Origin of the sequence: Basfia succiniciproducens (assembly GCF_011455875.1) — a bacterium.
GTDB lineage: Bacteria > Pseudomonadota > Gammaproteobacteria > Enterobacterales > Pasteurellaceae > Basfia > Basfia succiniciproducens.
Map to the genome: position 1 here is coordinate 1,840,084 of NZ_CP015031.1, position 20,287 is coordinate 1,860,370.

Here is a 20,287-nt window from a genome sequence, read left to right on the forward strand (position 1 = left end):
AAGCAGGAGGCAATATGCAATCAAAAGTTAAAATTCCACAAGGTGAAAAAATTCAACTCGCCGATAACGGCGCACTTATCGTCCCTCATAATCCTATTATTCCTTTTATTGAAGGCGACGGTATTGGCGTTGATGTGACGCCGGCGATGAAAGCGGTGATTGATGCGGCGGTGGAAAAAGCATACGGAGGTACGCGTAAAATATCATGGATGGAAATCTATGCCGGCGGTAAAGCAAATCAGGTTTATGGCGAAAATACCTGGCTGCCTGCAGAAACGCTGGAGTTGATCCGTCAATATCATGTGGCGATTAAAGGTCCGTTAATGACACCGGTAGGCGGCGGCATTCGTTCTTTAAACGTGGCGATGCGCCAAGGTTTGGATTTGTATAACTGCTTACGTCCGATTCGTTATTATGAAGGTACGCCAAGTCCGGTTAAACACCCGGAATTTGTCAATATGGTTATTTTCCGTGAAAACTCCGAAGATATTTATGCGGGCGTTGAATGGGTAGCCGGCTCCCCGGGGGCGGATAAACTGATTAACTTCCTGCAACGGGAAATGGGTGTGACTAAAATCCGCTTTACCGAAGATTGCGGAATCGGCATTAAACCGGTTTCCAAGCAGGGATCGCAACGTTTGGTGCGGGCTGCTTTACAATATGTAATAGATAATGACCGCAGTTCGCTTACCTTAGTACATAAAGGCAATATCATGAAATTTACCGAAGGCGCTTTCAAAGAATGGGGCTATCAGGTTGCAAAAGAATTCGGTGCGGAACTTATTGATCAAGGTCCGTGGATGAAATTGAAAAATCCTAATACGGGCACCGAAATTATCATTAAAGATTGCATTGCCGACGCCTTTTTACAAGAAGTGTTATTGCATCCTAAAGATTACGATGTGATTGCCACCTTAAACCTTAACGGCGATTACATTTCCGACGCATTAGCCGCGCAGGTTGGCGGTATCGGTATTTCACCGGGCGCCAATATCGGTGACGATGCGGCAATTTTTGAGGCTACTCACGGCACGGCACCGAAAATTGCCGGCCAAAATAAAGGCAACCCGGGTTCATTAATTCTTAGCGGAGAAATGATGCTGCGCCATTTAGGCTGGTTGGAAGCCGCCGATTTAGTAGTAAACGCCGTTGCCAAAACTATTGCGGACAAAACCGTAACATTTGATTTTGCCGAAATGCTCGAAGGAGCGACCTTGCGCTCAACTTCCGAGTTTGCCGAAGACATTATTGCCAATATGTAGCCGACTTAACGAATTTAAGGGAGATAACCATGGCTAACTTTCTACAAGAATATCAACAACAGGTTGACGAGCGGGCAAAAGAAGGTGTGGTCGCCAAGCCGCTTAATGCCGATCAAACGGCTCAACTTATTGAATTACTAAAAAACCCGCCTCAGGATAAAGCGAAATTTTTATTAGATCTGTTTAAAAACCGCATTCCGGCCGGCGTTGACGAAGCGGCTTATGTAAAAGCCTCCTTCCTTTCGGCAGTGACTAAAGGCGATGTAGCTTGCCCGCTTATTTCAGCAAAAAGTGCGGTAGAAATTTTAGGAAAAATGCAAGGCGGTTATAATATTGAACCGCTTCTTAGCGCGCTTGATAACCCGGAACTAGCGCCGACGGCGGCGAAAGAATTATCCGGCATTTTATTAATGTTTGATAATTTCCATGACGTACGGGAACGTGCCGAACAAGGCAATCCTTATGCAAAACAAGTGCTGCAATCCTGGGCGAATGCCGAATGGTTTACCAATCGCCCTAAATTAGCGGAAAAAATCACCGTTACCGTGTTTAAAGTTTCCGGCGAAACCAATACCGATGACTTATCACCGGCGCAGGATGCGTGGTCACGCCCGGATATTCCGTTACATGCCAACGCTATGCTAAAAATGCCGCGAGAAGGTATTATTCCCGATCAACCAACTCTTGTCGGTCCGATTAAACAACTTGAATCATTAAAACAAAAAGGCTTTCCTCTTGCTTATGTAGGCGATGTGGTGGGTACCGGCTCTTCCCGTAAATCCGCCACCAATTCGGTATTATGGTTCATGGGTGAAGATATTCCCTATATTCCCAATAAACGAGCCGGCGGGATTGTATTGGGCGGTAAAATCGCGCCTATTTTCTTTAACACCTTAGAAGATGCGGGCGCATTGCCTATTGAAGTGGATGTCAGCGCCTTAAATATGGGTGATGTAATTGATATTTACCCTTATGCGGGAAAAATCTGCGTTCATAATACGGATCAGGTACTGGCGGAATTTAGTTTAAAAACCGACGTATTGTTGGATGAAGTCCAGGCTGGCGGGCGTATTCCGTTAATTATCGGCAGAAGTTTAACCCATAAAGCGCGTCTTGCTTTAGGTTTAAACGAATCCGAAATATTCAAAAAACCGCAAGCCGTCCAGGCAAGCGAGAAAGGTTATACCCTTGCTCAAAAAATGGTCGGACGAGCCTGCGGAGTCGAAGGCATTCGCCCGGGGCAATATTGCGAACCGCGAATGACCTCGGTGGGTTCACAGGATACGACCGGCCCAATGACCCGCGACGAATTAAAAGATCTTGCCTGTTTAGGTTTCTCGGCGGATTTGGTTATGCAATCTTTCTGCCATACGGCGGCTTATCCGAAACCGATAGATGTAGTTACCCATCACACATTACCTAACTTTATTATGAACAGAGGCGGCGTTTCTCTGCGCCCGGGCGACGGCGTTATCCACTCCTGGTTAAACCGCATGTTATTGCCGGATACGGTAGGAACCGGCGGCGACTCCCATACCCGTTTTCCTATCGGTATTTCATTTCCGGCAGGCTCCGGACTGGTAGCTTTTGCCGCCGCTACCGGCGTTATGCCGCTGGATATGCCGGAGTCCGTATTGGTCCGCTTTACGGGCAATATGCAGCCGGGTATTACCTTGCGCGATTTAGTTCATGCCATTCCTTATTATGCGATTCAGCAAGGCCTATTAACCGTTGAGAAAAAAGGTAAGAAAAATATTTTCTCCGGCCGTATTTTAGAAATCGAAGGTCTGGAAAATCTGAAAATCGAACAGGCATTTGAGCTTTCCGACGCTTCAGCCGAACGTTCGGCCGCCGCGTGCAGCATAAAATTAAATAAAGAACCGATTATCGAATATCTCAATTCAAATATCGCGTTATTGAAATGGATGATTGCCGAAGGTTACGGCGACGCCCGCACTCTTGAGCGTCGCATAAAAGCAATGCAGGCATGGCTTGACGACCCGCAATTGCTGGAAGCGGATAAAGACGCGGAATATGCCGCCGTGATCGAAATCAATTTAGATGAAATCAAAGAACCTATTGTTTGCGCCCCGAATGATCCTGATGACGCCCGCCTGTTATCAGACGTGCAAGGCGATAAAATTGACGAAGTATTTATCGGTTCCTGCATGACCAATATAGGACACTTCCGCGCCGCCGGTAAATTGCTGAACAAATTCAAAGGTATGATTCCAACCCGCTTATGGGTGGCGCCGCCAACCAAAATGGATGCCGCGCAATTAACCGAAGAAGGCTATTACAGCATTTACGGCAAAAGCGGAGCAAGAATAGAAGTGCCGGGCTGCTCGCTTTGTATGGGTAATCAGGCTCGGGTAGCGGACAATGCCACCGTAGTTTCAACATCCACCCGTAATTTCCCAAACCGTTTGGGACAAGGCGCCAATGTGTATCTTGCATCGGCTGAATTGGCCGCTGTCGCCGCATTATTAGGCAAACTGCCGACACCGGAAGAATATTTATCTTATACTGCCGACTTACAACAGGATAAAGACGACACTTACCGTTATATGAATTTTGATAAAATTGAAAATTATATGAAAAAAGCGGATAAGGTGATTTTCCGGCAGGCTGTGTAAATAAAGAGGCGCCCGTTACACATACGGCATATAAGTAGGGACGGCAAACATGACGTCCCTACTTTTTTAGCTTTATCATATTAAAAAATATGAAATTTTTGACCGCACTTTTAATATTATTCTGGTTTTAACTTATTCTTTGGTAAGGTTTTAAACATTCACCGAATAAATATCAAAGCGATGATTTTTGGTTTCTCGGCTGAATTGCGGGGCTTTCTCGGCGAGAAATTCTGCGTAATCCGGGCGTTTTACCACCACTCTTTTTTTGGCCAGTTTTAATGCGGGTTCAAGTAATAGATTTGAATCCGAATCCGCACCGACTAAATATTGGAAAACTCGCATTTCCTTCTTAACCAAGGCGGATTTTTGTTTATGCGGGTACATTGGATCAAGGTAAACCACATCGGCAAAATCTTCAAAGGGGTTGAGTTCGGTAATATGATGAACGGGCAAAAGTTGCATATTTTTTTGCATCATTTCTCCAATTTCCGGATCGGCATAAGCGCGGCGTAATCCGTCTTGCAACAGCAGATAAACTACCGGGTGGCGTTCCACCAATCTTACTCGGCAACCGATAGACGCCAGCACAAAAGCATCCCGCCCTAAACCTGCGGTTGCATCGATTACGCTAGGTAATTCGTTTCCTTTCACGCCAACGGCTTTGGCTATCGCCTCGCCTCGTCCGCCGCCGAATTTACGGCGGTGCGCCATAGTACCGGCGACAAAATCAACATAAACGGCACCGAGTTTGGGCTCGTCAAGTTTGCGCAATTCAAGTCGCACTTCACCGTCCGTTTCCGTTTGCACCAAAGCAAGAACGCTTGCTGGATCATGAGTTAATCCTTTTTCTTTGCAAAGTGCGGTAAAATTTTGCGAATTTTCGGTTTCGCAGATAAGTTGAATATTCATGCTATTTACGAATCAACCATACGCCGCTTTCCATGTGATCGGTATAAGGAAATTGATCGAATAACGCCGCTTTTTCAATGCGGTGTGTTTTTGTTAATTCCGTTAAATTATCGCACAAGGTGTTAGGATTGCAGGAAATATACAAAATACGATCGTAGTTTTGCACCAGTTTTACCGTATCGGGATCAAGCCCGGCGCGCGGCGGATCAACAAAAATAGTGTTGCATTCATAGGATTTAAGATCAATTCCTTTCAAGCGATTAAACTCACGGACGCCGTTCATCGCCTGCGTGAATTCTTCCGCCGACATTCGGATTATCTGCAAGTTATCAATGCCGTTTTCCGCAATATTAAATTGTGCCGCGGCAACCGAGGGTTTAGCTATTTCGGTAGCTAATACTTTGCGGAAATTCTGCGCAAGAGCGATAGAAAAATTACCGTTTCCGCAATAAAGTTCAAGCAAATCGCCCGAACTGTTTTTAGTGCAGTCAATGGCCCATTCCAGCATTTTACAATTAACCGCCGCATTCGGTTGGGTAAAGCTGTTTTCAATCTGGCGATAAACATAATTACGCCCGTTCACCGGCAAAACTTCATCCGCATAATCCCGCTCCAGGCAGATTTTTTGCTTGGTGGCGCGGCCGACAATCTGCACATCAAAATCCAATTTTTCCAACCGCACTTTTAAAGCCTGTGCGGCAGCCTGCCATTCTTCCGTTAACGTTTTGTGATATAGAAGACTTACAATAATTTTATTGCTCAATGTGCTGAGATAATCAATTTGAAATAACTTTTTAGTAAGAATTTCCTGTTCTTTCAGTAATGGAATTAAATTTTCCATCATACGGTTAATAAGCAGGCTTGCGATAGGAAAACAGTCCACCCGATAACGCTGTTTGGTCTGCTGATTAAACATGATGTGATACAAATCGCCTTTATCGTGCCAAACGCGAAATTCCGCCCGCATACGATAATTTTGCACAGGCGATGCAAAAACCGATAATTCCGGCGCGTTAAAAGGCGCTAAAAGTGCGGTCAGTTTTTGTTGTTTTTTTGTTAATAATTCTGAATATTTTTCAATGGGTAATTGTTGCATAAAGAGAAATTGTTGTTGCCATAATCAAATTTGCAAAATTTTAACACAGTAATGCGGAATATGAGCAACGGAATGCAAAGCTGAAACGATTTTTTGCCGAAACATCAAAATAAAGAAATGATAATTGTTATTAAATATATAATTTATAAATAAATATTTGTGAATAATTTGTTGTTCTTTTGATAATTCTCAAATTTTTTTTTCTTATTAAGCGTATTATTTTCGTAATTAACCATACAAAAAATATGTGATTTGGAGCAAATTATGCAACGAACTGACGGATTACTTTCTGCTTTAACTCATTCGGTTACCGATGTTTCACGTCGTGATTTTATGAAATTATGTACCGCGCTTGCCGCAACTATGGGGTTGACTTCAAAAGCAAGCGCGGAGGAAATAACCAACGCATTAACCAACCCTCAACGCCCGCCGGTAATTTGGATTGGCGCGCAGGAATGCACCGGTTGTACGGAATCTTTGTTACGCGCCACTCACCCGAGCATTGAAAACCTTGTACTGGATATGATTTCTCTTGAATATCATGAAGTGCTTTCCGCCGCATTTGGCGATCAGGCGGAAGAAAACAAACACCGCGCATTGGAAAAATACAAAGGAAAGTATGTTTTAGTGGTGGACGGTTCTATTCCCGTTAAAGACGGCGGCGTTTACTGTATGGTGGCGGGCAAACCCATCATAGAGCATATTAAAGAAGCGGCCAAAGGGGCGGCCGCTATTATTGCCATCGGTTCCTGCTCCGCCTGGGGTGGGGTGCCTTCCAGCGGCGGCAATCCGACCGGTGCGAAAAGTTTATCCGAAGTTCTGCCCGGTATTCCCGTTATTAATATTCCGGGTTGCCCGCCGAATCCGCATAATTTCCTGGCAACCGTAGCTTATATTCTTACCTATAAAAAATTACCGGCAACGGATAAATTAAACCGACCTTTATTTGCCTATGACCGTTTAATTCATGAAAACTGTTATCGCCGTCCGCATTTTGATGCCGGCCGTTTTGCGAAAGAATACGGTGATTACGGGCATCGTCACGGTTGGTGTTTGTATCATTTAGGCTGCAAAGGCCCAGAAACCTATGGTAACTGTTCAACACTGGATTTCTGTGATGTGGGCGGTAACAACTGGCCAGTGGGTATCGGACATCCTTGTTACGGTTGTAATGAAAAAGGCGTAGGTTTTACCAAAGGCATATTCCAATTAGCCAATGTTGAAAATCCGACCCCGAGGGTTGAAAAACCGGATGTAGCCAATCAGGAAGGGGAAACCGCTTCTATGACCGCCATTGCATTACTGGGTGCCGCCACAGCCGTTCTTGCCGGAGTTGCGGTCGAAACATTGAAAGAACTTTCCGTCCAACGTAAAAATCAGTTGGAAAAAGAAAAAACAAAGCAAGAAAACAGCAACAATACAGGTAAATAAGCATGGATAGACGTAAATTTATAAAAGCTGGCATGCTTGGCGGCGTCGCATCTGCGCTACCTTTAAATGCCGCTCATGCGGAAGTCAAAAATCAAGAGCCGATTCCCGGTGCCTTAGGCATGTTGTATGACTCTACGTTATGTGTGGGCTGTCAGGCTTGTGTGGCGGAATGTCAGAAAATCAACGGAACGCCGGTTAACCCGAAAGGCGAGCAAACCTGGTCCAATAACGATAAATTATCGCCTTTTACCCGTAATGTCATTCAGGTTTGGTCTGAAGGTGAAGGTACCAATAAAGATCAGCCGCAAAATGGTTATGCTTACATAAAAAAACAATGTATGCATTGCGTTGATCCGAACTGTGTGAGCGTTTGTCCGGTTCAAGCCCTGACGAAAAACCCGAAAACAGGTATTGTGGGCTACGATCCGGATATTTGCACCGGTTGCCGTTATTGTATGGTGGCTTGTCCTTTTGACGTGCCTAAATATGATTATGATAATCCTCTGGGTCAAATCAGCAAATGCGAACTTTGTAACCAAAAAGGCGTTGAGCGCATTGATCAAGGCAAATTACCCGGCTGTTGCCATGTTTGCCCGACCGGCGCCATTATTTTTGGTTCCCGCGAAGAATTAATGGCGGAGGCTAAACGCCGTTTAAGTATGACTCAGGGAACGGATTATGAATTTCCCCGCCAACATGTAAACAGCAAAGATAAATATCAGGCGAAAATTCCCGCTTACGAACAGCATATTTACGGTGAAATTGAAGGCGGCGGTACTCAGGTATTGGTTTTAAGCGGTGTACCTTTTGAAAACCTCGGTTTGCCTCAATTAGACGAAATAGCAACCGGCGCCCGTGCCGCTCATTTACAACATACTTTATACAGAGGCATGATTCTTCCTTTAGTCGGGCTTGCGGGGTTAACCTTTATAACTTACCGCAATATGCACGGTAAAAAACCAGAACATCACCAAGAGGAGGATAATAATGAGTAATCCGCGTCCTGTCGGCGGTCGATTAATTTCCGCATCGATTTTATTCTTCGCACCTCTTGCCGTGATTTGTTTGGCTTTAATCGTTAAACGTTTATTTTTCGGCATCGGTTCCGTAACCGCATTAAACGGCGGTTATCCCTGGGGGTTATGGATTGCCTTCGATTTATTAGTGGGAACCGGCTTTGCCTGCGGCGGTTGGGCTTTAGCCTGGACGGTTTATATTTTTAACAAAGGGAAATATCACCCGTTGGTTCGCCCCGCCTTATTAGCAAGCCTGTTTGGTTATAGTCTGGGCGGCTTATCCATTACTATTGATATGGGACGATACTGGCATTTGCCTTACTTCTTTTTGCCCGGTCAGTTTAATACGAATTCCGTGTTGTTTGAAACCGCGGTTTGTATGACTATTTACATCTGCGTGGTAACGCTGGAATTTGCGCCCGTATGGTTAGGTTTTTTCGGTTTGAAAAAACTGTTTAAAAAACTAAATAAAATTATGTTCTTCATTATTGCATTGGGCGCCTTGTTACCTATGATGCACCAATCTTCAATGGGATCATTAATGATTGTTGCCGGACATAAAGTCCACCCAGCCTGGCAAAGCTATGAAATGCTGCCGGTATTTTCCTTATTAACGGCGTTTATCATGGGATTTTCTATTGTTATTTTTGAAGGTTCGGTGGTAAAGGCAAGCCTTGCCGGTCAAGCGCCGGACGAGCGCCATTTATTCAGTCAGTTAACGAAAACCGCAGCGGTACTAATCGCATTATTCTTGATGTTCCGTTTCGGCGAATTAATTTATAACAATAAGCTGCATTATGTTTTAGGTTTATTTAAATTTGAAGCCTGGATGTTCTGGGCGGAAGTATGGTTAATGACATTACCTCTATTGGCATTGTTCCTTGGAGAACGGCGTAATGACGGTCGTTGGTTGTTCGTTTCCGCTTTAAGCATGCTATTAGGCGCGGCGCTATGGCGTTTAGACTACTCAATGATTATGTATAACCCGGGTAACGGCTATAAATATTTTCCTTCCGGTCAGGAATTATTAATTTCTATCGGTTTCGTGTCTATTGAAGTATGCGCCTATATTTTAATTATTCGCTTATTCCCGGTACTACCGGTATTAAAAGAAGCAAATAAAGAAACATCAGAATATATTATCGCTGAAAAAGCGGCGTTAAGTGAAAACTTAGCACAAAAAAATAGTTAGTGGAGAAAAAGCATGACAGATAAAAAACGTATCACAATCGACCCGATCACCCGTATCGAAGGGCATTTACGTATCGATTGTGAAATTGAAAACGGTGTGGTGACTAACGCCTGGTCAACAGGAACAATGTGGCGCGGCATGGAAAATATAGTTAAAGGCGCCGACCCTCGTGATGCTTGGATGATTATGCAGCGTATTTGCGGCGTATGTACCACTGTACACGCTATTCTCAGCGTACGTGCGGTGGAAGACGCCGTCGGCGCAAAAGTGCCGTTAAATGCGCAATATATCCGCAATATGATTTTAGCCGCTCACAGTATTCACGACCATATTGTGCACTTTTATCAGCTTTCTGCAATGGACTGGGTAGATATTACCGCCGTATTAAAAGCAGATCCGGAAAAAGCGGCAAATATGCTGAAAGGCGTTTCCAGCTGGGGTTTAAACAGTGCTAATGAATTTCGTAATGTACAGACTAAAGTGAAAAAATTAGCCGACAGCGGGCAACTCGGTATTTTTGCAAACGGCTACTTCGGGCATCCTGCAATGAAATTAAGTCCGGAAGTCAATTTAATTGCCGTCGCCCATTATTTGCAAGCCCTTGAATGCCAACGCGATGCCAACCGGGTCGTAGCGTTACTGGGCGGAAAAACACCGCACATTCAAAATCTAGCCATTGGCGGTGTAGCTAACCCGATTAATTTAGATTCTCAAGCCGTACTCAATCTTGAACGATTAATGTATGTAAAATCCTGTATTGACCGTTTAAATGATTTTATCAATCAGGTTTATAAAGTTGATACCGCTATTTTTGCCGCTTATTATCCAGAATGGTTAAATTTAGGTAAAACCTCGGGTAATTATTTGGCGGTTCCCGAATATCCTGTTAATGCCGAAAATTCGGAATTTGCTTTAACCGGCGGTTATTTACAAAACTTTGATTTGAACACTTTCCGCCCGATCACTCAACAAAAAGATAATTTTGTCGTTCAGGGCATTAAAGAAAGCGGTAAACACGCCTGGTATGAAGATGACGAAGCGCTGGCTCCATGGGCAGGTTTAACCCGTCCGAAATATACCCAATGGGATGAAAACGGCAAATATTCTTGGGTAAAAGCGCCGTCATTCTATGATGATGTGGTGGAAGTAGGTCCGTTAGCTTATTTGTTAACTAACCTTGCGGCAAAAAATGAAGTAACAACCAAACACTTCAATGAATTGAAATCAATTTATGATCAATTGGCAGGTCGCAATTTGGAAATTAATGATTTGCATTCAACCTTAGGGCGTATTATCGGCCGTACGGTTCACTGCTGCGCATTAAACGAAATATTAACCCAACAATGGCAATTATTAGTGAATAATATAGGTAAAGGCGACACCATCGCCTACTTAAAAGCCAATATTCCGGAAAACGGCGAATTCCGCGGTGTTGGTTTTGGGGAAGTACCGCGCGGTATGTTATCTCACTGGGTGGTGATTAAAGACGGTAAAATCGAAAATTATCAGGCGGTTGTACCTTCAACCTGGAACTCAGGCCCACGTAACCAACATGATGCCTTAGGGCCATACGAACAATCTTTAATAGGTACACCGGTGTCGGATCCGGCTAAACCGTTGGAAGTGGTACGAACCATTCATTCCTTCGACCCTTGTATGTCCTGCGCCGTTCACGTCGTGAATACGGAAACGGGCGAAACCACGAAAGTGAAGGTCTTATAATGAAGCCGTTAATTCTGGGTGTGGGTAATATTTTACTCAGCGACGAAGGCGTAGGCGTAAGAGCCGTACAACATTTAGAAAAAAATGCGAATTTTACACCGCACTTTGATCTTGTTGACGGCGGTACTTGCGGTATGGAATTACTTGACGTGATGGCAAATCGCGATTATTTAATTATTATTGATGCGGTGATTGCCGGCAAGCGGCCCGGTGAAATAGTCGTTCTGAAAGACGAACAGGTACCGGCGCTTTTTTCGCGTAAAATATCGCCGCACCAATTAGGTATTTGTGATGTATTATCGGCCTTAAAACTAACCGACGAATATCCCAAACATCTTTGTCTTATCGGGATTCAGCCCGAATCCCTTGAGTCTCACATAGGTTTAACAAAAACCGTTGAAAATGCAATGCCGGCTGTTTTTCAGTGTTTGGCGCAACAATTAACCGACCTTGGTCTACCTTCTCCCGTAATTAATTAGGAATATCATGTATAATCATAACGAAAATAAGGAAAATTCCACCGCACTTTTAGAACTGATTGACGGATTTGAACAAAATCCGGCTGAACTATTTCAAACAGAAATGGAAAAAGTTGCGAAAAATATGAAAGACTTACCTTTTTATCGTGAGGATATTCCCTGTTTCTGTCCGAAATTCGTGCAATTCGAAAATCAATGGATTGGCATGGTGCTTACTCCCTGGATGTTAAGCGTTTTAGTGCTTCCCGGTCCGAATCAGCAATGGAAAGCGCGCACGGTAGGTGACAAAATTGCTCTTGCGTTTCCTTATAAAACCCTGAATTTTACGGTAAGCAGTCTGGATAATGTTCCGCAATATTTAAGCTGTTCGTTACATTCGCCTTTAGAAGCGAATTTGAGTAAAGAGCATGCCGTTCAGTTAACCAAAGACTGTCTGACTATGCTGCTATCCCTGCCAATAAAACAAAAGGCGCCGGCGGATCTAAACCGTCGTAATATGTTCGGCGCAATGTTAAAATAACCGCAATATAATAAAAATAAGTAGGTGTGATATGTGTTTAGGCGTTCCCGGACAAATTATTGATGTCGGCGAAGACGGCTTTCAACCCGCTGTCGTCGATGTTTGCGGTGTACAGCGCGAAGTAAATATTTCGCTGATTTGTGAAAATAATACAACGGACTTGCTGGGTAAATGGGTTTTGGTTCACGTAGGCTTTGCCATGAGCGTTATTGACGAAGAAGAGGCAAAACAAACTTTAAGTGCGTTAATGACTATGAGCCAATTAGATCATGAAGTCGGTGATTTTGCCGGTTTAAATAAAAATTAACAAAAAACAGACCGCACTTTTAATTAAATTAAGGATAAAAGTGCGGTCAAAAAATCATAAATTTCAGTAATAAATAAGGCGTTGAATTCAACGCCTTATTCGCTTTTATTAAAGATTAAACGGTTTGACGTAAGGCAGCATACCCTTATCTAACATATCGACGATACCGCTATGTTGTTCGTTACCTAAACCGCGCAATTCAAAAGTAATACCGAAACTATTATCATAAATAGTGTCTTTATTGGCGCTATAAGTATAATTCGATTTACTGACCAAATGACGTCTTGCGCCTACTCCGACAGACCAACAACAGGTGTTATATTTAATACCCGCATATTCTTCCACCAGTTTGTTTAGCGCAATATCATGATAATAACGCCCTACTAAAACCCAATTATCGGAAACTTCCCAGGCAATAGTCGTACCTATTTGTTTAATATCCTGGTTATAACGATTCGCTCCCGAAGTGAGATTTTGGTCAATATAAGCCTGACTTGCATAACGATAGTTTAATTGAATCAGATTATTTTTTTCAGGATTATATTCCAATGTCGTATTTGCCAATGAGGTTTCGTTTAAACGTGTATCATATTGATAGCTACCGCGCCAGTTCCATTGATCGCTTAATTTCCAGTTGCTTTCCAAAGCCCATGAAGAAGCACGGCCTGAAGTACTATGATCCGAATTATTGTCAATGCGGGAATCGTTCAGATAAAGAATTTGTCCTAAAGATAAATTAAAACGTTCGTTTGCCTGCTCATCATAAAAACGGGTCGTACCGCCCAAAGTGAATTGATTTGCCGAAGCAATTCTGTCTAAACCGCTATACCGGCGATCACGAAATAAGGAAAAATAATCCTGTTGTAACAAAGCGGAATCATAACCGTAACCTAAATATTCGGTGTTACGTTTTGAACCTATATTACTTTGATCACGATACGGACGATATAAATATTGCAAATGAGGCTCGAGAGTTTGGGTAAATCCGTCAACAAAGGTTTTATCGCTTGCCAACACGGTTTGTAAATCCACCTTAATTTGCGGAATCATACGATTTACCGAACGATCTATATCCTCCGCTCGAGCGCTACTGCCTTTACGTTGTTCATAATGCGTGGCGTAAAGTTTGGTCTCCACATTCAAACTTCCGTATTGATTAGACATAGGTAAATTTAAACTCGGTTCCGCATGATAACGCCATGCAGTCGGCATCAATGTACTATCATTTTCAAATCGTACCGCCTGGGCGAAAAGTTTGAAATCAAGCAATCCTTGTGCCAAATCGTTTTGGTAATAATTGAAATCTATTTGCGGTAAAGCTTTATAAGGACCGACGGAAACTTCATCAAAAACCTGATATTGTTTAGCGGAAATAGCAAAATTATAGTTTGGTTGGAAATAAGCTAAACGAGCTGTTTGTGTTGCATATCCGTCGGTACTGCTACCGTAATCGGAATCAAAATCGCTGAAATAACGTTTATCGCTTACTTTTGTATAATTAACGTTTAGGCGCCAGTTATCAAATAACTTGGCATTGTGAGCCCAATAAAATAAATGCCGGGATTTGTTGTCGCCGATATAATCCTTATAACGATCATCACCAAGATATTCCCCGGCTATTTTACCTTCGCCTATTTCATTCAAATAACGGAATTCGCCGTTCATTTGCCAACCGCGGTGAGTCATATATTTAGGAATAAAAGTAGCATCATAATTTGGTGCAATATTCCAATAAATCGGTTGCGAATACCAGTATCCGTCACGGCTGGAACTTCCCGCATCGGGAATTAACAAACCGGAACGACGGCGATCGCCGATAGGCAGTTGCAAATAAGGCGTATAAAAAACCGGTACGCCGGCAACTTTAAAACGCGCATGCCACATTTCGGCATACTCTTCCTTAATATACTGCTTCATTTCTTTCGCTTCGATTTGCCATGAATTATCATTCGGCAGACAAGAAGTAAAGGTTGCATTATTCAATAAACGATAGTCTTCCCTTACTTCCGCAGATTGTGCGCTACCGCGTCCCTGGCGACCTACAAATTGATAATCGGCATTTTTAACGTCCGTATCCTTGGTATTTAAATGCACTTTTGCATCGTCGCCGGTCAAATTGATTATATTATCTTTATAATCAAATCCGCCTTTTGCATAGGCATAACGTTGAACATTTTCATCTTGTCCGGACTGGATAACCTCGGCAGTCTCGGTAATCAAATGACGATTCCCCTGTTTTATATCCACATTGCCTTGATAAACACCTTTTGTAGGATGATTAAGTTCGGCTTTATCCGCTTCAATATAAACGGGCATTTCATTCGCATTACCCTTAACCACTTCACCGGAAAACTGCGGCACGCCGGCTAAACATTGTTGCTGTAAATCAGCAAAACCTGCCGTACTATAAAGTGCGGTAAAAATAGAGAAAGAAATTAAGCTGTAATAATTTTTCTTCATTAGTAAACCATATTTTAGCTAAAATTGTTGAGATTATACTCTAAAAAAGATCTTTTATATAGAGAATTAAATTTAACCGGCTTAGCTTATTTATGCTTACAAAAACAATCATTTATATGATCATCCACTAATCCCATGGATTGCATAAAGGCATAACAAGTGGTTTCTCCCACAAAAACAAAGCCTCGTTTTTTCAATGCTTTTGACAACGCTTTCGAACATTCGGTTTTTGCCGGAACGGCAGTTAAATCAGGGCAATCATTAATTTGAGGTTGATTATTCACGAAACTCCATACAAAATTACTGAAATTTTCACCGCACTTTTCCATCGATAAATAAGCCTTGGCATTTTTTACTATAGCCATTAACTTCGCACGGTGTCGGATTAATCCTTTATCCAGCATTAATTTATCAATATCCTGATCGGTCATCCGAACAATCTTTTCCGGACAAAATTGATGAAACGCCCGACGATAATTTTCCCGTTTTTTTAATACCGTAATCCAGGAAAGCCCCGCTTGTTGTCCTTCCAGACAAATTTTTTCGAATAACTTACGGCTGTCAAATTCCGCTTTTCCCCATTCGTTATCATGATAATCTCTATAAAGTTGAGATCCTTCCGCCCATGGACAACGTTTTTTCATTTATATCTCCGTAATGCTTACATTTGTGATCTAAATCACTGAACTAAATATCAATACGACCTATCATAATTAATTCAAGATATGATCTATTAATATTAAAGAAAAAATTCATACTTCATGCTAGAGAATATGTGATATTGTATTGAAAAAGAATTAATTCACAACGAAATAGAGGAAAATTATGACTACACAACTTGATGCATTACGCAATATGACTGTGGTGGTTGCCGATACGGGTGATATCGAAGCAATCAAAAAATATCAACCGCAAGACGCAACAACAAACCCGTCTCTTATTCTTAGTGCTTCAGCATTACCCCAATATGCCTCGTTAATTGATGACGCAATTAATTATGCGAAAGCAAAAAGTACCGACAAAGCGCAACAACTCATTGATGCGGAAGATAAATTAGCGGTTAATATCGGTCTGGAAATTTTAAAAATCGTGCCGGGACGTATTTCTACCGAAGTAGATGCACGTCTTTCCTATGACACGGCGGCAACCGTTGAAAAAGCCCGTAAGTTAATCAAACTTTATAATGAAGCCGGTATTAATAATGATCGTATTTTGATCAAAGTCGCTTCTACATGGCAAGGTATCCGTGCGGCGGAAATTTTAGAAAAAGAAGGCATTAATTGTAACTTGACCCTTTTATTCTCTCAAGCTCAAGCACGCGCCTGTGCCGAAGCCGGTGTTTATCTGATTTCACCTTTTGTGGGCCGTATTCTTGACTGGTACAAAGCAAATACGGATAAAAAAGAATATGTTCCAAACGAAGACCCGGGCGTTATTTCCGTAACAAGTATTTATAACTATTACAAACAATACGGGTATCAAACCGTTGTAATGGGTGCGAGTTTCCGCAATATCGGCGAAATTACCGAATTAGCGGGTTGCGATCGCTTAACCATTGCACCTGCTTTATTAAAAGAATTACAAGAAAGCAATGCAGACTTACCGCGTAAACTCGATTATAAAGGTGAGGTCAAACCAAAACCGGCACCATTAACAGAAAGTCAATTCTACTGGGAACATAACAACGATCCGATGGCGGTTGATAAATTAGCCGAAGGTATCCGTAAATTTGCTGCGGATATTGAAAAACTGGAAGCAATGCTTAGTACAAAACTTTAATCTAAAGTTTATAAAAATTTAATCAGGCACGATGTAAAAATCGTGCTTTTTTTATTTTAGATTGTGGATAACTTACTAAGAAAATTGTAAAAAACTTGTATTTAATCTATTAATAAGTTTAACTCTTAATTAATCTGTGGATAACCAGATGTGTTATACACAGGTTATTTTACATCTAAGATCGAGATCTTCACATCTTGTAAAATGATCTAACTTATTTATTTTATTATAAAAAAGGATCTTATAAACAGGATCTGTTCCCCCTAATAATATTAATAATAAGATCTTTATATATAAATAAAATCTTTATTTATTAGCAATGATCTTTTATCTCCGGTTTTAAAAGGATCTTTACAAATTTTCTTTAAAGCACTTGTAAATTTCAGTAGAATAGCTCGTTATTTTCAAAAAAGATCAAATTTTGCTAATCCTCATTTATTAGCATTTTAAAAGTTAAGGTTATTATGTTTTATTCTGAGAATTATGACGTTATTGTTATTGGTGGCGGACATGCGGGAACAGAAGCCGCACTTGCTCCCGCCCGTATGGGATTGAAAACCCTTTTGCTGACTCACAATATAGATACTTTAGGTCAAATGTCTTGTAATCCAGCTATAGGTGGGATTGGTAAAGGACATTTAGTAAAAGAAATTGATGCTATGGGCGGTTTAATGGCAACCGCAGCTGATCAGGCGGGAATTCAATTTAGAACCTTAAACAGCAGTAAAGGCCCAGCAGTGAGAGCAACCCGCGCGCAAGCGGATCGCGTTTTATACCGCCAAGCGGTAAAAGTAGCTCTGGAAAATCAACCTAATTTGGATATTTTCCAGCAGGAAGCCACAGATATTTTAATTGAGCAGGATCGAGTTACCGGCGTAGCTACGAGAATGGGATTAAAATTTAAAACAAAATCGGTTATTCTAACGGCAGGTACCTTCCTGGGCGGAAAGATCCACATAGGTTTGGATAATTATACCGGAGGCCGGGCGGGTGATCCCGCCTCTATCGCTCTGGCGGATCGTTTACGCGATCTTAATTTGCGTGTAGCCCGTTTAAAAACAGGAACTCCACCGCGTTTGGATGCAAGAACTATTAATTTTGATATTCTGGCAAAACAACATGGTGATGCGCAATTACCGGTATTTTCTTTTATGGGATCTGTGGATCAGCATCCCCGTCAAATACCTTGCTTTATTACTCATACCAATGAACAAACTCATGAAGTGATCCGTAATAATTTGGATCGTAGCCCGATGTACACCGGTGTGATAGAAGGTATAGGTCCTCGTTATTGTCCTTCTATCGAAGATAAAGTTATGCGATTTGCGGATCGTAATTCCCATCAGATTTATTTGGAACCGGAAGGTTTAACTTCACAGGAAATTTATCCGAACGGGATATCTACCAGCTTGCCTTTTGATGTGCAAATGAAGATTGTTAATTCAATGGTTGGTTTGGAAAAAACCCGAATTGTCAAACCGGGTTATGCCATTGAATATGATTTCTTTGATCCGCGTGATTTAAAGCCGACATTGGAAACGAAAGCCATTAAAGGTTTATTCTTTGCCGGGCAAATTAACGGAACGACAGGTTATGAAGAAGCGGCTTCCCAAGGTTTGTTAGCGGGCATTAATGCCGGTTTATTCGTACAGGAAAAAGAAAGTTGGTTCCCGCGCCGTGACCAGGCTTACATGGGCGTATTGGTGGATGACCTTTGTACCTTAGGTACTAAAGAACCCTATCGTGTGTTTACATCCCGCGCGGAATATCGTTTATTATTACGTGAAGACAATGCGGATAGCCGTTTAACGCCGATAGCTCATGAATTAGGATTAATAGACGAAAATCGCTGGGCGCGTTTTAATCAAAAAATGGAAAATATTGAACGGGAACGTCAGCGTCTACGCAATATTTGGATTCACCCTCGTTCAGAACATTTGGATGTGATAAACGAAGTGTTAAGCAGTCCGTTGGTTCGTGAGGCTAGCGGCGAAGATTTGTTGCGTCGTCCGGAAATAAATTACCAAATTTTGACCGCACTTGATTTATTCAAACCGGCAATGGATGATAAAGAAGCTGTTGAACAAGTGGAAATAGCCGTAAAATATCAAGGTTATATCGAACATCAGCAAGAAGAAATTGAAAAACAAAAACGCCATGAAAATACGGCAATTCCGGACAATTTCGATTATACATTGGTTGCAGGTTTATCTAATGAAGTGCGTGCAAAGTTAGAACAACATCGCCCTGTTTCTATCGGACAAGCTAGTCGTATTTCCGGCGTAACACCTGCCGCTATTTCTATTTTATTGGTTAATCTTAAAAAACAAGGAATGCTTAAGCGTGGTGAATAAGCTTGAACAAGAGCTTACTCAAAAGCTCGAAATTTTGCTAAAACAGACTGCACTTTCTATATCCGATCAGCAAAAAAATAAGCTTGTTCAACTGGTGTTGTTACTTAATAAATGGAATAAAGCTTATAACCTTACTTCCGTACGGGATCCGATGGAAATGCTGATTAAGCATATTTTAGATAGTGTGGTAGTAAGTCCTTATTTACAAGGTGATCTGTTTATTGATGTGGGAACAGGCCCCGGTTTGCCCGGTTTACCTTTAGCTATTATTAACCCGGATAAAAATTTTGTATTGCTCGACAGTCTCGGAAAACGCATCAGTTTTATCCGTAATGCGGTGCGCGAGTTAGAATTATCTAATGTTGTTCCGGTATTAAGTAGGGTGGAAGAATATATTCCCGATCATAAATTTGACGGTATATTGAGCCGAGCTTTTGCCAGTTTAAAGGATATGACGGATTGGTGTCATCATTTACCGAATGAAAAAGGCTTGTTTTATGCGCTGAAAGGCGTTTATCAACAAGAAGAAGTGATGGATATGGGCAATAATTTTCAGGTTATTGATGTTATAAAATTGCATGTACCTGAACTAATTGGTGAACGTCATTTAGTTAAAGTTAAAAAAATGTAAAATTTATGATTTATTTGCGTTTTTTTCACCTTGTTTGAGTTGGAATAAAACGGAAATATGCGTATAATCAATACGCTTTTATATGTAAAAAGGGTTATGTCGAGAATAATTGGGCAAGCAAAACGGAAATATAAAAAAACATTTGTTAGCGAATTCGGACTATTCATGTTTTTTTGTTTAATTCTGTTACCGTGGCAATGGCAAAGTGCGGTTAGTTTCGGTCTTGGTTTTTTATCTGCCTTTTTACCTTTTGTTGTATTTGTTTTGATAGTTTTTTTCAGAAAACAAATCTACTCAAATCAAATGACTACGTTTTATCGTGGTGAAGCGATCAAATTCGCATTGACGATAATATTCGTTATTTTATGTTTTAAATTATTTATATTAATGAATTTTATCGTTTTTTTTATAGGCTATTTTGTAGCCCTTATACTTAACAATGTTTTACCCCTTATTTGGGAAAATAAAATTAAACCGTAATCGTCAGAGGATT

General features: G+C 41.6%; 17 protein-coding genes. 13 read left to right on the plus strand and 4 right to left on the minus strand.

What is annotated here, in order from left to right; genetic code table 11:
• Window positions 1-14: 14 nt before the first annotated feature.
• Both icd and acnB read left to right on the plus strand, forming a co-directional pair.
• Window positions 15-1,262: an NADP-dependent isocitrate dehydrogenase gene (gene icd, locus A4G13_RS08560; protein WP_090656111.1), complete on the plus strand. Its 1,248-nt coding sequence runs from the start codon at window positions 15-17 to the stop codon at window positions 1,260-1,262.
• Between the two features lie 29 nt (window positions 1,263-1,291).
• Complete coding sequence (gene acnB, locus A4G13_RS08565) at window positions 1,292-3,898, plus strand: bifunctional aconitate hydratase 2/2-methylisocitrate dehydratase (RefSeq protein ID WP_090656108.1); 2,607 nt, start codon at window positions 1,292-1,294, stop codon at window positions 3,896-3,898.
• Window positions 3,899-4,048: 150 nt separating this feature from the next.
• Here the strand turns inward: acnB and A4G13_RS08570 are convergent, their stop codons facing one another.
• On the minus strand, window positions 4,049-4,807 hold the full coding sequence (locus A4G13_RS08570) for a class I SAM-dependent methyltransferase (RefSeq protein WP_011201513.1): 759 nt from the start codon (window positions 4,805-4,807) through the stop codon (window positions 4,049-4,051).
• Window position 4,808: 1 nt separating this feature from the next.
• Window positions 4,809-5,903 carry a tRNA (uridine(54)-C5)-methyltransferase TrmA gene (gene trmA / locus A4G13_RS08575; protein WP_090656105.1) on the minus strand — a complete coding sequence of 365 codons (1,095 nt, stop codon included), beginning with the start codon at window positions 5,901-5,903 and terminating at the stop codon, window positions 4,809-4,811.
• A gap of 264 nt (window positions 5,904-6,167) precedes the next feature.
• Between trmA and hybO the strand changes: the two genes are divergently transcribed.
• The 7 genes from hybO to hybG are packed head-to-tail and all read left to right on the plus strand — an operon-like array spanning window position 6,168 to window position 12,570.
• On the plus strand, window positions 6,168-7,334 hold the full coding sequence (hybO, locus tag A4G13_RS08580; RefSeq protein WP_090656103.1) for a hydrogenase 2 small subunit: 1,167 nt from the start codon (window positions 6,168-6,170) through the stop codon (window positions 7,332-7,334).
• Window positions 7,335-7,336: 2 nt separating this feature from the next.
• Complete coding sequence (gene hybA / locus A4G13_RS08585; RefSeq protein WP_090656099.1) at window positions 7,337-8,329, plus strand: hydrogenase 2 operon protein HybA; 993 nt, start codon at window positions 7,337-7,339, stop codon at window positions 8,327-8,329.
• Window positions 8,322-9,542 carry a Ni/Fe-hydrogenase cytochrome b subunit gene (gene hybB / locus A4G13_RS08590; protein ID WP_090656095.1) on the plus strand — a complete coding sequence of 407 codons (1,221 nt, stop codon included), beginning with the start codon at window positions 8,322-8,324 and terminating at the stop codon, window positions 9,540-9,542. The genes hybA and hybB overlap by 8 nt, the downstream gene beginning before the upstream one ends.
• A gap of 12 nt (window positions 9,543-9,554) precedes the next feature.
• Window positions 9,555-11,264: a hydrogenase 2 large subunit gene (hybC, locus tag A4G13_RS08595; protein WP_090656092.1), complete on the plus strand. Its 1,710-nt coding sequence runs from the start codon at window positions 9,555-9,557 to the stop codon at window positions 11,262-11,264.
• On the plus strand, window positions 11,264-11,743 hold the full coding sequence (locus A4G13_RS08600; RefSeq protein WP_090656089.1) for a HyaD/HybD family hydrogenase maturation endopeptidase: 480 nt from the start codon (window positions 11,264-11,266) through the stop codon (window positions 11,741-11,743). The genes hybC and A4G13_RS08600 overlap by 1 nt, the downstream gene beginning before the upstream one ends.
• Before the next feature lie 7 nt (window positions 11,744-11,750).
• On the plus strand, window positions 11,751-12,263 hold the full coding sequence (gene hybE, locus A4G13_RS08605) for a hydrogenase-2 assembly chaperone (protein WP_090656086.1): 513 nt from the start codon (window positions 11,751-11,753) through the stop codon (window positions 12,261-12,263).
• 31 nt (window positions 12,264-12,294) lie between these two features.
• The gene (hybG, locus tag A4G13_RS08610) at window positions 12,295-12,570 is read left to right on the plus strand and encodes a hydrogenase maturation factor HybG (RefSeq protein WP_011201503.1); all 276 of its coding nucleotides are present in this window, start codon (window positions 12,295-12,297) and stop codon (window positions 12,568-12,570) included.
• A 108-nt stretch (window positions 12,571-12,678) separates the two neighbouring features.
• On the opposite strand, the gene lptD is transcribed toward hybG, so the two are convergent.
• Together lptD and A4G13_RS08620 are read right to left on the minus strand one after the other, a co-directional pair.
• Window positions 12,679-15,030: an LPS assembly protein LptD gene (gene lptD / locus A4G13_RS08615; protein WP_090656085.1), complete on the minus strand. Its 2,352-nt coding sequence runs from the start codon at window positions 15,028-15,030 to the stop codon at window positions 12,679-12,681.
• 86 nt (window positions 15,031-15,116) lie between these two features.
• Window positions 15,117-15,674 carry a DNA-3-methyladenine glycosylase I gene (locus A4G13_RS08620; protein WP_090656082.1) on the minus strand — a complete coding sequence of 186 codons (558 nt, stop codon included), beginning with the start codon at window positions 15,672-15,674 and terminating at the stop codon, window positions 15,117-15,119.
• Window positions 15,675-15,855: 181 nt separating this feature from the next.
• Between A4G13_RS08620 and tal the strand changes: the two genes are divergently transcribed.
• The 4 genes from tal to A4G13_RS08640 all read left to right on the plus strand — a co-directional run bounded on the left by tal (window position 15,856) and on the right by A4G13_RS08640 (window position 20,274).
• Window positions 15,856-16,809: a transaldolase gene (gene tal, locus A4G13_RS08625; protein ID WP_011201500.1), complete on the plus strand. Its 954-nt coding sequence runs from the start codon at window positions 15,856-15,858 to the stop codon at window positions 16,807-16,809.
• 464 nt (window positions 16,810-17,273) lie between these two features.
• A complete protein-coding gene (gene mnmG / locus A4G13_RS08630) occupies window positions 17,274-19,163 on the plus strand; it encodes a tRNA uridine-5-carboxymethylaminomethyl(34) synthesis enzyme MnmG (RefSeq protein WP_011201499.1) in 1,890 nt (629 codons plus the stop codon).
• On the plus strand, window positions 19,156-19,794 hold the full coding sequence (rsmG, locus tag A4G13_RS08635; RefSeq protein WP_090656145.1) for a 16S rRNA (guanine(527)-N(7))-methyltransferase RsmG: 639 nt from the start codon (window positions 19,156-19,158) through the stop codon (window positions 19,792-19,794). Before mnmG ends, rsmG begins: the two co-directional genes overlap by 8 nt.
• A 96-nt stretch (window positions 19,795-19,890) precedes the next feature.
• A complete protein-coding gene (locus tag A4G13_RS08640; protein WP_041640290.1) occupies window positions 19,891-20,274 on the plus strand; it encodes an ATP synthase subunit I in 384 nt (127 codons plus the stop codon).
• Window positions 20,275-20,287 lie beyond the last annotated feature (13 nt).